The organism is Thiorhodovibrio winogradskyi, assembly GCF_036208045.1.
GTDB classification, from domain to species: Bacteria; Pseudomonadota; Gammaproteobacteria; order Chromatiales; family Chromatiaceae; genus Thiorhodovibrio; species Thiorhodovibrio winogradskyi.
Genome location: NZ_CP121472.1, coordinates 2,979,075 through 2,991,421, shown reverse-complemented (window position 1 = coordinate 2,991,421; position 12,347 = coordinate 2,979,075). Strand labels below are relative to the sequence as shown.

The following is a 12,347-nucleotide window of genomic DNA, read 5'->3' as shown; positions in this document are numbered from 1 at the left end:
CCTCCGGATCTTAGTCGTGTGATGGGCGAAGGTTACCATAAGAGGGATATCATTTAAGAGCGCGCGCGAGGCGCGCGTCGGATTTAGCCATGTGATCCCTTCCCGGATACGATATCCTGACCACTCGAAACCGCAGCCAAATCAGGATCCGTTAGCCTATTGGGGTTTTCGATAAACGGATGCGACAAGAGGCATCAACTGGCTGACATTGATCTGACCTTAGAGCAACATCATGAGGAAATATCCTGTCATCTTGGTACTTTTGTGCCTAACCATGCACCTGGTGCTGGTATTCAATGCCGGCGTTGTCCAAGCGCAGAGCCCGCGTGGGACCGAGCTGGTCAATTGCCTGGACCCCCAACGCCAGATCGTCAGGCGCGCCCGGGCCGATCAGTGCGAGGGCCGCGTCGTCAGCAATGCCGAGGCCGCGCGCATCCGCGAGCAGCGCCGGGCCTACATTGCCGAGTCGATGGAGGAGGCCAAGGAGTCATCCGTCATCGGCAAACGCCTCGCTGGCGTTGGCGCTGGATTTTTTGTCGATTTTCAGGGCGCGATCATCACCAACGCCCATGTGGTGAAAGACTGCTCCGATCTTGCCATCTCATCGCCAAACGGCACCGTCAGTCGTGTCAAGCTCGTCGCGGCGCAGCCCAACAGAGACCTCGCGCTCCTTAAAGGAGAGTTGCAGCCGGCTGCGGTGGCGGAATTCGCCTCAAACGCCGACCCGGCTGGGGCAGGGGTCTTTATCGTCGGCTATCCAAATCAAGGACTGCCACCACTCATTCCCTTGCTGACCGAAGGCACCCTGAGACCCTCCGCGAACACATCCGGACCGCTCCCCTTCAATGCAGCCGTTCGCCCTGGCAACAGCGGTGGCCCGGCGCTCAATGCCGCCGGGCAGGTGGTCGGCGTGGTCTTTGCCGCCGCGGACACCAGCAAGATTTACCAGGAATCCGGGCGCATTGTCCGCGATCAAGGCGTCGCCATCCCCAATTCCGCGGTGCGCGCCTTCCTCTCGGCCCATGGCGTGACGGCGGACTTCAAACCCGCGAGCAGCAACCGCCTGGAACCCCATCGGTTGCTAGAAAGCGCCAGAGAGTATGTCGTGAGAGTCGAGTGCTGGAACTGACGTCTTCCGCCATGACACCCACAGCCACGCTTTCCCGCTTCATCGCGGGGCAACGCAAGCCATTGATGGTCGTTGACGCGGAGTGCCAGATACGCTTCATCAACCAGGCGTTTGAACACGCCTTTGGCCTGTCTCCCGACACCATCGTGGGTCAGGACTCCTGCAGCCTGGACGCCGTCCCGCAGCTGGAGTGCCGTCATCGGCGATTCTTTCGCGACTTGGAGCCCTATGCGGAAAACCATGTCATCAAACTGGCGTCGGGCGCGAATCAGTTCACCCAGATTTTTGGTTTCCCGATCCTCGACGAGGACGGTCGCATTTACCTGGGCGAGAATCTGCGTCCGCTTGGTCCGGCGCTCCCGGATGTCAAAATTCTCGGCCAGTCGCCAGCCACCCAGTCCCTGCTCGCTGAGCTAGAGCGCGCGGCCAAGACCGAAGCACCCGTGCTCCTGCATGGTGAAACCGGATCTGGCAAGGAACTAGCCGCCGAGCATCTTCATCGCCAGTCGCGACGCACCAGCGGCCCCTTTATTGTCGTTGACTGCACCGTTCTCAGCGAGGACCTGTTTGAAAGCGAGTTGTTCGGCCACATCAAAGGCGCCTTCACCAGCGCCGTGGCCAACAAAACCGGATTGTTCGAGCTAGCGGATGGCGGCACCCTGTTTTTGGATGAAATCGGCGAGCTGCCCCTGTCCCAGCAACCCAAGCTGCTGCGCGCGCTTGAGACGGGCCTCTTCCGGCAAGTGGGCGGAACCAAAAGCCTCAAGGCCGATGTTCGGGTTGTCAGCGCCACCCATCAGGATCTGGCGGCCATGGCGAGGCAGGGGCGGTTTCGTCAGGATCTGTTCTACCGTCTGGCAGTCTTGCCGATTGAAATACCGCCCTTGCGCGAACGCCGTGAGGACATCCCAGAGCTAGTGCAGTTTTTGCTTAAAGAAATGAATCGGGGGGGTCTGGGGTTACCGAGGCTCAGTAAGGCGGCCATTCGCAAGCTGCTGCAGTACGACTATCCCGGCAACATTCGCGAGTTGCGCAATATCATTCAACTGGCGGTGGCGCTCAATCCCAGTGGAGAAATCACCGAGGAGTCCATCCGTCTGCCGCAGGCGCCGAACAGCGTAGCTGCGCGCACACTAAAAGAGTATTCTGAGCAAGATAAGTTTGTACAAGCCGCCGAGACGGCCGCGACATTCGAGCATCTTTCCCCGATTGAATCGGCCGAGGCACGCTACATCATCGATTTGCTCCAGCGCCACCATGGTAATCGCAAGGAGGTCGCCGCCGGTCTCTCGGTGAGTGAACGCACCCTCTACCGCAAGCTCAAGCGCTACCGCCTGAATGTTCCCAACCAGAACATTCCCAACCAGCATCCGAGCCCCTGATGACCCTGAACGCGGCTGTAATCCCCGAGCCTGACCTGCTGCACTGGAACATCGCGAATGTCGACCGATGCCGGCTCGCGCACTTGCCACCCGGCGATATTCGCGCCCTGGTGCGCTCCAATGAAGAACTGCCCCCAATGCCGGCGCTCGCCAAACAACTCTGGGCGCTGCGCGATGACGACAACGCCTCAGCACAAAGTCTCGCCGAGACCATCCAGCTCGATCCCCTGCTGGCCTCGCAAATCCTCAGGCGCGCCAATTCAGCCTACCATGGGGGTGTGCGAACAATCGACAGCGTGCAGGATGCCGTCACCCGACTGGGCTTTAACACCTCGCTGGACTTCGCCCTGGCGCTAGCCGCCTTGTCGCCACTGCGCACCCCCAACCAGGGTCCCATCGGCCGCGACCGCCTGTGGCAACATGGCCTGCGCTGCAGCCTGGTCATGCAAGAACTGGCCAAGCAACAACGCGGGGCAATTCAACTGCCACTCGGCCTGGTGCAGCTCTCGGGTATCACTCACAACATCGGCTATTTTCTGCTGGGCCATCTGTTGCCCGAGCAGTTCCACTTCCTCAGCCGCCTGATCGCGTCAAACCCCGGGCTGTCTCTGCCAACCATCGACCGTTTCGCCCTGGGCGTGGAACACACCCAACTCGGCGAGTGGCTCTACGACGCCTGGGAGATGCCAGCACCCCTCCTGCTCGCCGTTCGCCACCATCACAACCCCGCCTACAAGGGCGATCATGAACAGCTCGTGCTGCTCACCGGCCTGGCAGACAGTCTGCTCGAGCAATCAGGCCTTGGGCTCGGAGGCTGCCATCCCACCGAGGATCACGACCGCTTCCTCGCGCGCCTGGGGCTAGACCCGACCGCTTGCTCCGATGTAATAGAACACGCCTTGGCGGAAACGCCCCTTGGACCAAGGGCCCCGTAACAACCTAAAGTGCCCCCTTGCCAAAAAGCACCACTTCCACCGTCTGGAGCAAAATCAGCACATCCAGAAAAGTGCTGTGATTCTTCACATAGTAAAGATCGTATTCCAGCTTGCGCAGCGCGTCTTCTTCCGTGCTGCCGTAGGGATATTTCAACTGTGCCCAGCCGGTCAAGCCCGGCTTGACTCGCAAGCGGGCCGCATAATAGGGGTGTTTCACTGCAAGATGCCCGACAAATTCCGGTCGTTCCGGCCGTGGGCCGACAAAACTCATCTCCCCCTTCAACACGCTCACCAACTGTGGCAACTCGTCAATGCGCGTCTTGCGCAAAAAAGAGCCCACCCGGGTGATGCGCGGATCGTTTTTCGTCGCCCAGCGTGCCTTGCCATCGGCCTCGGCATCAACCCGCATGCTGCGAAACTTGGTCACCTTGAACGGATGCCCGTCCTTGCCAATGCGCACCTGCCGATACAGCACTGGATGCCGAAACCCATCCTCCATCGCGATTGCCAGCGCGGCCAGCGCCATAATGGGACTTGAGAGCACAAACAAACCCGCGGCGGCGGCCAGGTCAAAGAGCCGCTTGAGCAGCAGCGTCATGGTCCCCTGGTCAAACCCCGAGGCCCGCACCAACCAACTGGGCGTGAGGTAATCCAGCTTCACCATGCCCAGTTCGCGCTCGACAAAGTCCTGTGGCTCTAGCACCGGAATGCCCGACATCCGGCAATCGAGCAATTCCTCCATCGGCAGGGCGCCACGACGGTCCTTGATGGCCAGCAGAATTTCATTGACCCCCGCCGAGGTGGCTATGTGTACCAGCGGCGCATCATGCGGCAACTTGGGGATCCCGTGACCATTCTCCCAACTCTCCTCGGTCAAAGGGACAATCCCGGCGATCAGCAAGTCGCGGGCTTTCTCCGCCAGCACGAAATTCACCACGCTGGTATCACCAACAATCAGAATGCGTCGCTGAAAAATCGACGGCTCGAGCCGATAGAGCACCAACCGCAGCAAGGTAGCCGCCAAAAAGCTCAATACCGCGGTCCCCGCCAGTACGCTGCGCCATACCTCGATATGGGGTACCGCGAAGGTAATGGCGCCAATGGCAAGGGTGCCAAGAAAAAGCGCCAGCGCGATGCGGATGATCGAGCCCGTCAGCCCCTCGCGCAGGCTGGCCTCGTACAAACCGACAGACGCCATCGCCAGCACGAACACCACGCCCACAAGCAGCATGTAGACGGCAAACTCGCCCGAGCCAAAGGGCGCGGAGTCGGTAATCAGCTGGTAGCGGATTTGCGCGGCGGCAAAGAATGACAGCGCAAACACAATCCCTTCAAGCAGCGCCAGAAGGATGAGCGGTAGGCGCAGGAAGTGACCGAAGATTCTAATCGATTGCATAAGAGTCTTCTGTCAGCGTCGGTCTACCGGCCTGGTTGGGTCAGTGCGGGAAGGCGGAAAGAGTCAGTCTTGCCCTAGCGCCTCAACTTTGGTCATGATGCCAAAAACCACAAGTCCAATACCGCCAGTGAAAATCGACAGACTCTCCATGCCAAACAGGTAGTACGCACCCAAGAGCTTGGCGAGCGCACTCAGACAACAGACCGCGACACCACTCCAGCCGAGAACGGAACCTAGCAGAGACAAGCGCTTTTTCATCATGAACCCTCTTCAAGACTAGACACATGACTAAAGACGCCATGGTATCACGTCACCAGGTGAGAGCGAGTAATCAGAGCGGTGAAAAGGGTCAGCTTACTCCTTGACAGGCGAGTTTTTTGATCCTTCATCCGCCGAGAGGGGAGGGGGACGGCTCTTAAACGCACCTTGCAGGCGGCGCCAGAATTTTCGCGCGAGATGCGGCAGCAAGAGCGACAGCGGCATCCTCAGCCAATGGGCGCGCATGTAAATGGCCCATCGCGCCAGGGCCGCCGTGGGGTTTGGAATATCCGGATGCGTGGGCAGCATCGCGCGCGGCACCAGCCAGTCCATGGCTTGCCGCACAAGCCAGGAGGGCGCCGAACCTTGTGCTTGCTGCAGAACAGCGTCCGGCACGTCCGCGCCGAGGAGCTGGCGGGAATATATCAAGCCGTAGTAGAGCGGACGCCCAAGTTGCAACTCTTCGGCACGCGGGACAAGTCCATCCCAAAATCCCGGTTCCCCGGCAAAATGCCGCAGCAAATCGGCGACATCCACCAAATCGCGCAAGCGCAAGCCTTCGTCCGGCTCCCCTTCATGAAACAAATGCACCAGGGCATGCAAAATCATGTCGTGCGGTCCCAGTACCCGGATCGGCATGTCAGGAACCGCTCGGGTTTGCTGCAACAACAACCTTGTATCCGGCTGCAATCGGCTGGTGCGCGGCAAAATCCGATGATGGATATCCACCTCGGTCTCGCGCTCGCGATGGCGCAGGGCAGGGATCTCATGCATCCAATCGCGGTAATAGCGATCATCATCGGGATGCAAGGCCTTGTGCATCCAGCCGCGATCCAACAGGCGTTGCTCGATGCTGTTGATCTGTTCCTTCGGCACCAGCAGATCAACATCCACCGCCATGCGCCCGCGTGCCGCCGGCAGACCGGCCAGCATATAGGCCACGCCTTTCAGCGCGACCACTTGCACCTCCAAGCCGCGCAGCGCCCAGAGCACCCGATCCGCCTCCCAGGTAAGGCGCGTTTGACGATGCGCAACCACCACCCGCGCGGCGCGCAGATGGCAGGCCGCGCGTTCGGGAATGCGCTCAAGCAACCCAAGTCGCGCCAGGTCGGCCTCCAGACGCCCGAGCAGCCGGGTGCGACGCGCCACCCGCAGCAACAGATCCCAATCCTCAATGGACAACAGCGGCAGATCATTCGGCTGCCGCAGGGCATCCATCAGCAACCGCCCCGCCTGCCGTTTTTGGCGCAATCTGTCAGTCATGGGCAGAATCTGTCAGCTCATCCAGCGCCGCCATGGCCTCCCGCAAGTCGGAATACACCAGGGTATAGCAGTCGCAGGCATCGACCATGTGGCCCACCAGATCAAAGGCCGTCTGCCCCAGGATGTCGTAATTAAAGGCGTTGGTGGCCACCATTAGAAAGGCATCTGGCTTCACCACCGGCTCTAGGCGCAGCGGCGCGTCCGCCACCCAGCGCGGAAAGACCAGCCAGCGTGGACGCGCCGGCTCATCCATGCGCTGCACACTCTCGGTCGGCGGGCGCACATGCGCCACTGTGCCCTTGTGGGTGCCCTCGAATTTGGGGCCGATATCGGCCTGCGGAGCAAAGGCGCGAATCACCTCAATGGAGGCATTTTTAAGCGGCATCGGGCGCGGCAGCGGCAGTAACAGGCCATCCTCCGGGCGCACCAGCCCAAACTCGTCGCTGAACAAGCGCCAGCCGGAATGAATCAGCGCCACGCACAGGGTCGATTTGCCATGGCCAGGTCGGGCCGGCAACAGCAGCGCCAACCCCTGGCGTTCCATCACGGCCGAATGGAGCATCAGCAGATGATTGGCCCGGCGTGCCAGGCAAAGATTGATGCCCCACTCCAGCATGGGGAAGTGATGTGCGAAGGGATAGGGGGGGGTGGGGGGGCGCCCGTCGACCAGAAAAAGCAGTTCGCTTTTCGGCCAGCGACGGTAAATTTGATGTTTAACTACCGCGACATGACAATCAACAATTGTGTGTTCGTCAATAAGCGGAAAATCTTGCCAAAAGTGATGCAGGAGAAACGCAAGGGGCTTGATAGGGGTTCGCAAGCGTACCTGGAATGGTCCTGATCGAGCAGTTATTCCCGTTCGCGCCAGTATTTGGGTGAAAATTAAAGGTTTAAGAGCGCCAATATTCAATGTTGTTTAGATTTGCTCTACGATCCCGTGTTCGTGCAAATGATTGATAATGTTTTGAATTTCTTCAGTTAACGGTGCTGGATAAGGCGATTTTTTCAGGCCTTTTTCCAAGCTCTTGATAGTGGTCGGCTTAGCGGATAAAAGTTTCAGTATTTCAGTAGCACAAAAGTTAAGGTAGTGTGTTTCTCCTGACCTTAGAGAATAAATAATGCGCTCTCCCTCGTAATCGTAAGCTTGATTACAAAAAGTGTCATATCGCCACATCTCGGGGTTGTCGCGAGTTGTTGTCATTCCTGTCCACGAAGCTTTTAATAATTACACCGGTCAAGAGCAGCATTGATGGAATTCCATGCATCTGTGAAGCTTGTAGCGCAACCGTCGCCAGTTGGCCCAAATTCGCCTAAGCCGCATTTGTCAGTGTTGTTGATAGTGGTCTCGAGCGCATCTTTCCGGGCATTCTGACGGTCACAGCTGCTCATTGCCATTACAGCCCCACTGCGCAAGGTCAAAATCGCCGGTGTGGCCAATGTGGCCTGTTTCAGCAAGCGACGACGCGAGGAGCTTGCACTCGGCACGGTCTTGTTCGGTCCCGTTGCCGTTGGCGTCTGCTCTTGGGGGTTTGGAGGTAGGCTGTTCATGACATGTCCTTCATTAAAGTTGATTTTGATAACTGATACTTTGCCAGCGTGAGACGAAAAAGCAGGCCGGGTGTGTCGTTTAAAACTGGCCACTTGCCCTGTTGATCTGGCGGTTAGTGGCAGCGGCTTCAGCCGCGATCACTGCGTAGCGACTGAAGCCGCTTCCACGAGTTAGTAGCTGAGCGCGTAGGGTGGATAAGCCCGAAGGGCGCATCCACCAAAAGATGCGGTTTTGGTGGCTGCGCTCCGCTTATCCAAGCTACACAAGAGAGTCCGTAGTGACCTTATGAATGCCAAAAACGCTACAGCAAAAGTTGCGCCAAATCAGCCCAGCGCTAACCGCCGATGCCGTTTCGTAAACAAATGTTAAAAAATGTGCTGGATGCTTCGTCTTTCCAGTCGCCTGAACCTCGGGTCTGGGCCAGTATGGGCAAGATGAAAGACTGCGCCCTTGCCGAAACCACGTCGCCGTCCGTCAGCGAACACCTACCCCGCATTCTACGCGACAACCCATCACCCTAGAGTTTAGTATGATACGGACGCATCGCCAATGTTCAACCGTCAGAGAAAAATGTCGACCAAAGGCTCATGCCCCAGCCAGCTTTGCGGAAAAACCTGTTGTTTGCCGGTGACTTTGTCAAAGTAAAGCTAGCACCCCGTTTCAGCGTATTTTGCGACATGCAGGTTTTTGCCGGTGGGAGCAGCTTTAGTCGCGGCTAAAGCCGCTCCCACCGAGACAACGCAAAGACCGCAACTGATCGTGAAACGCGGTACTAGCCGACAACCCCAAGGGAAATACTCGGGCATCATCGCATCACACCGCGCTCAAAGCAAGCCGCTCGAACCTAATTAACCCTATGACCCAACTACGGTTTCAAAAAGCTCAGCTTGGCGCTGAACGGCTGCAACAAAGCCTTTGTTTCCCCAAGGGCGCAATCTCATCCTTAGAACAAGTCACACTCCCTGCTGATCGCAACTGGCACGGAGTCAGCCTCCGGATCATGCAGTATTGGCCAGACTGCTCCATCCAATGGGTTGCCGTATCCGGAATCGCCAGCGATTCTAACCCCAAAGCAGCCCCGGTAGCCTCCAGCAACCCAGCAATCGCAGCAACGCCCGAACAAGGCGGCAGGCCAACACCCACTCGGCATCCAAATCAGGACGGCAGCGCCTGGGAGACGGATGAAAGCCTGCCGCAACTGGTTCTCACAAAAAACGGCATGCGGTTGTGCGAACTCAGTCTGGTCTGCCCATCGCTCCGCGCCGAGCGGCTGGTGTCGCATCAAATCCACAGGCTAGGCTCGGAAACACGTCTGAAGTGGCTCTACCACCTGGAACCTGCCCCTGACTCCCTCCTGATGGCGCAGATCCTTGTCACCCTGCATCCCCTGGGCTATCTGGACGCAACCCTGACCTTGCACAACCCGCGCGCCGCCTTACATCCCGGAGGGCGCTGGGATCTGGGCGATCCCCACTCAGTGGTCATTCAAGGAATCGGCTGGGATCTGCGCGCTCCGGCGGCAACGACGCCCGTCCTGGAGCTTGACGGCACTGAGTACGGCCTGCAAGCGGGCGATACCCTGACCCAAGCCAGCAGCGGCGGCGAGCATTGGCAAAGCCCTGTGCACATGACAGCCGACAAGCGAGTTGACTTGCCCTTCAAAGGCTACCGGTGGCATCACAAGGGCAGGGTCATCGCCGGTGATCGCGCATCGCCTATCGTTCGCCTCGAAAGCGAGGAACAGTCGCTGTGCCTGTCCTGGTGTAACTTCTGGCAGCAGTTCTCCAATCAAATCATCTGCCAACAGGCCGGTCACGGCCAGCCGGAGGACAGCGCATGGCGGATCGCCTGGCGCTGGCATCGCGATGATGAACGCATCGACTTGCAGCCAGGCGAAAAGCTCAGCAAAACCTTCCGTCTGATGGTCGGGGACAGTCCAGCGGCGCCCCAGGAGGCGCCGCCGCGATTCGATCTCCGCCACCTGATTGATGCCAAGGTCGTCCCTTTCCTGACACAACCGACCGAGCCGTCCGCCATCGAGGCCTTAACGGATGTCTCCCTGGACGACCAGCAGGGTTTCTTCGCCAAGCGCGAAGCGCTCGATGCCTACGGCTGGCGCAACTTCGGCGATCTCTTCGCCGATCACGAGTCCGCCCTGAGCGACCAGCAAGGGATTTTTGTCTCCCACTACAACAACCAGTACGACCCCATCAGCGGCTTTCTCTACCGCTATCTGAACACCGGCGACATCCGTTGGTGGGAACTGGCGCGAGACCTGGTTGACCATGTCATCAACATCGACATCTATGACACCCTCGAGGACAGGCCCGAGTACAACGGCGGCCTGTTTTGGCATACCGACCACTACCTGCCCGCGATGACCTCTTCCCATCGCTCCTTCTCGCGCAACCACACACAGGGCATCTACCAAGGCCATGCCGGTGGCGGCGGCCCCGGCGGCCAGCATTGCTATACCACGGGCCTGGCGCTGCATCACCTGCTCACCGGTTGCGAGCAGAGCAAAGCAGCCGTGCTGCAACTCACCGATTGGATCACCCGCTACTACGACGGCACGGATTCCGTCCTGGAACTGGCTTGGGCCTTGATAAACCGTCGAGTGCCAGGCCTGAAAAACCCCTTCACCGGTCAGTATCCCCTTGATCGAGGCACCGGGAATTTCATCAATGCCAAGCTCGATGCCTACTGGGTCACCGGCAACCCGGCCTACCTTGATGATGCCGGGCGGATTATTCGCCACAGCATTCACCCAAGAGACGATATCGCCCGCGGAAACCTCTCCAATGTCGAAGACGCCTGGTTCTATACCGTGCTGCTGCAAGGGGTGATACGCTATCTTTGGTTCAAGGAACAGCGCGACCAACCAGACGACCATTGGGGATATGCCGTGCACAGCCTGCTGCACTACGCGGACTGGATGCTCGCCCACGAATATCTGTACCTGGACAAGCCGGAGATCCTGGAATTTCCCAATCAAACCTGGACGGCCCAAGATCTGCGCAAGGCATGTATCCTCTATGCAGCGGCCAGATACCATCCAACCAACCGCAACGCCATGCGGGAAACAGCACACGCCTTTGAGACCGAGATCCAGCGCCGCCTCGCGAACCATCAAGAAACCGCCTTAACCCGTGTCCAAGCCATCTTGCTGCAAAACCTGCCCATGCTGACCCACTACAGGCAATCGCCAGCCTGGTTAGAGCCTCTCCCCGAACGACCAAGCGGGCGCTCTCCCTTCGACAACAATCCAATGACTGCAAAGACAATACTGCAAGGCTTCCTCTCCCGGCTCAGGCGTGTCGACTGGCGCAAGGAACAACGCTGGCTCGCCCCGCGTCTCCCGGTCCGCAACCTGACAACCAAAGCCCTATTCAAGAAGGCCCGCTTCAATGCCTGATCACACAATCCCCGACCGGGCCGACCCGACTGTCGCCTTTATTGTCCCCCACAAGGGGCGCACCGACATGCTGGCGCAAACCCTGCGCTCGGTCTTTGAGCAGAACACAGCCCTGACCTGGCAGATTTGCGTGGCCACTCAGGAACCCGACCTCAGCTTGACCGCACTCGGCGTACCGCAGGATGCCCAGGTCAGGCTCCTTCACGCACCCGCCAGCCTCACCATCTCCGAGTTGCGCAATCTGGGGCTGGAACAAAGCCGCTCTGAGTTTGTGGTCTTTCTCGATGCCGATGTCCAGTTATCGCCGAACTGGCTTGAGGCCATGTATGCCTTGCTCACCAACAACCCCGACTACGCCATCGTCAGCGCCATCCAGGCCAACAGCCAGGATGCCCCAGTGCTTGAGCGCATCAGAACCGCGCTCAGCAACGCCAAGACCGATGCCGAGGTGGACTTTCTGCCGGGCCGGAACCTCTTCATGCGCCGCGTCACCGTGGAGACAATCGGCGGCTTCCCGCCCCATCTGGTCACCTGCGAGGATTATTATTTCACCGACCAAGCCCGTCGCCAGGGTCGCCTGTTCTACAGCTCACAGGCCAGCTACATCCATCTTGGGGAGGACAAAGCTTTCTGGCCCATGTTCAAAAAAGAGATCTGGCGCGGTCAGTCGAATTTCCAATCCGTGCGCGGGCGGTACATCTCCTGGCGAGAGATCCCGAGCTTCATCATGCCGCTGCTCATCCCCGCCGGTTTGCTGATCCTGCTTATTGGGGTCTGGGCAGGGTTTCTTGGTCTGTCTGTTGCCGGGGCGGGCATCGTCCTGCTCCCCCCGCTTCTGTACAGTCTTCGTCTAAAGATCACCACCGGCAAGGATCTTCCCTTGACGGAGCTCGTCAAATTTTATCTGCTCTACTTTCCAGCCAGGGCGTACGGAACGATACGTGGACTGTTCGCGCCCATTACCCACTCAGGGTCTTCCCGGCTGGCATGATCAAAAAGCAAGCTAGCTAGCCTGCGTGA

10 protein-coding genes are annotated in these 12,347 nt (G+C 58.9%); 5 read left to right on the top strand and 5 right to left on the bottom strand.

Going from position 1 to position 12,347, the window contains the following annotated elements; genetic code table 11:
* Positions 1-232: 232 nt before the first annotated feature.
* The 3 genes from Thiowin_RS13570 to Thiowin_RS13560 are packed head-to-tail and all read left to right on the top strand — an operon-like array spanning position 233 to position 3,446.
* Positions 233-1,129 (top strand): S1C family serine protease, encoded by an 897-nt coding sequence (locus Thiowin_RS13570; RefSeq protein ID WP_328983542.1) that lies wholly within the window; start codon positions 233-235, stop codon positions 1,127-1,129.
* An 11-nt stretch (positions 1,130-1,140) separates the two neighbouring features.
* On the top strand, positions 1,141-2,511 hold the full coding sequence (locus tag Thiowin_RS13565) for a sigma-54 interaction domain-containing protein (protein WP_328983541.1): 1,371 nt from the start codon (positions 1,141-1,143) through the stop codon (positions 2,509-2,511).
* The gene (locus Thiowin_RS13560; protein ID WP_328983540.1) at positions 2,511-3,446 is read left to right on the top strand and encodes an HDOD domain-containing protein; all 936 of its coding nucleotides are present in this window, start codon (positions 2,511-2,513) and stop codon (positions 3,444-3,446) included. The genes Thiowin_RS13565 and Thiowin_RS13560 overlap by 1 nt, the downstream gene beginning before the upstream one ends.
* Before the next feature lie 4 nt (positions 3,447-3,450).
* Here Thiowin_RS13560 and Thiowin_RS13555 read toward each other — a convergent pair whose 3' ends face one another.
* The 5 genes from Thiowin_RS13555 to Thiowin_RS13535 form a co-directional block, all read right to left on the bottom strand.
* Positions 3,451-4,842 carry a TIGR03013 family XrtA/PEP-CTERM system glycosyltransferase gene (locus Thiowin_RS13555; protein ID WP_328983539.1) on the bottom strand — a complete coding sequence of 464 codons (1,392 nt, stop codon included), beginning with the start codon at positions 4,840-4,842 and terminating at the stop codon, positions 3,451-3,453.
* Positions 4,843-4,905: 63 nt separating this feature from the next.
* A complete protein-coding gene (locus tag Thiowin_RS13550; RefSeq protein WP_328983538.1) occupies positions 4,906-5,103 on the bottom strand; it encodes a hypothetical protein in 198 nt (65 codons plus the stop codon).
* A 93-nt stretch (positions 5,104-5,196) separates the two neighbouring features.
* Positions 5,197-6,363: a nucleotidyltransferase domain-containing protein gene (locus Thiowin_RS13545; protein WP_328983537.1), complete on the bottom strand. Its 1,167-nt coding sequence runs from the start codon at positions 6,361-6,363 to the stop codon at positions 5,197-5,199.
* Positions 6,356-7,183 (bottom strand): HprK-related kinase A, encoded by an 828-nt coding sequence (locus tag Thiowin_RS13540; protein ID WP_408034082.1) that lies wholly within the window; start codon positions 7,181-7,183, stop codon positions 6,356-6,358. The genes Thiowin_RS13545 and Thiowin_RS13540 overlap by 8 nt, the downstream gene beginning before the upstream one ends.
* A gap of 96 nt (positions 7,184-7,279) precedes the next feature.
* On the bottom strand, positions 7,280-7,564 hold the full coding sequence (locus Thiowin_RS13535) for an HPr-rel-A system PqqD family peptide chaperone (RefSeq protein ID WP_328983535.1): 285 nt from the start codon (positions 7,562-7,564) through the stop codon (positions 7,280-7,282).
* A 1,348-nt stretch (positions 7,565-8,912) separates the two neighbouring features.
* Between Thiowin_RS13535 and Thiowin_RS13530 the strand changes: the two genes are divergently transcribed.
* The gene (locus tag Thiowin_RS13530; protein ID WP_328983534.1) at positions 8,913-11,327 is read left to right on the top strand and encodes a hypothetical protein; all 2,415 of its coding nucleotides are present in this window, start codon (positions 8,913-8,915) and stop codon (positions 11,325-11,327) included.
* On the top strand, positions 11,320-12,318 hold the full coding sequence (locus tag Thiowin_RS13525; protein WP_328983533.1) for a glycosyltransferase: 999 nt from the start codon (positions 11,320-11,322) through the stop codon (positions 12,316-12,318). The genes Thiowin_RS13530 and Thiowin_RS13525 overlap by 8 nt, the downstream gene beginning before the upstream one ends.
* The last annotated feature ends 29 nt before the right edge of the window (positions 12,319-12,347 follow it).

What these genes read in the sequence shown, in the direction of transcription:
- Thiowin_RS13545 (WP_328983537.1), bottom strand. Translation starts at nt 6,363, where the DNA reads ATGACTGACAGATTGCGCCAAAAACGGCAGGCGGGGCGGTTGCTGATG.
- Thiowin_RS13565 (WP_328983541.1), top strand. Translation starts at nt 1,141, where the DNA reads ATGACACCCACAGCCACGCTTTCCCGCTTCATCGCGGGGCAACGCAAG.
- Thiowin_RS13530 (WP_328983534.1), top strand. Translation starts at nt 8,913, where the DNA reads ATGCAGTATTGGCCAGACTGCTCCATCCAATGGGTTGCCGTATCCGGA.
- Thiowin_RS13535 (WP_328983535.1), bottom strand. Translation starts at nt 7,564, where the DNA reads ATGACAACAACTCGCGACAACCCCGAGATGTGGCGATATGACACTTTT.
- Thiowin_RS13560 (WP_328983540.1), top strand. Translation starts at nt 2,511, where the DNA reads ATGACCCTGAACGCGGCTGTAATCCCCGAGCCTGACCTGCTGCACTGG.
- Thiowin_RS13550 (WP_328983538.1), bottom strand. Translation starts at nt 5,103, where the DNA reads ATGATGAAAAAGCGCTTGTCTCTGCTAGGTTCCGTTCTCGGCTGGAGT.
- Thiowin_RS13570 (WP_328983542.1), top strand. Translation starts at nt 233, where the DNA reads ATGAGGAAATATCCTGTCATCTTGGTACTTTTGTGCCTAACCATGCAC.
- Thiowin_RS13555 (WP_328983539.1), bottom strand. Translation starts at nt 4,842, where the DNA reads ATGCAATCGATTAGAATCTTCGGTCACTTCCTGCGCCTACCGCTCATC.
- Thiowin_RS13525 (WP_328983533.1), top strand. Translation starts at nt 11,320, where the DNA reads ATGCCTGATCACACAATCCCCGACCGGGCCGACCCGACTGTCGCCTTT.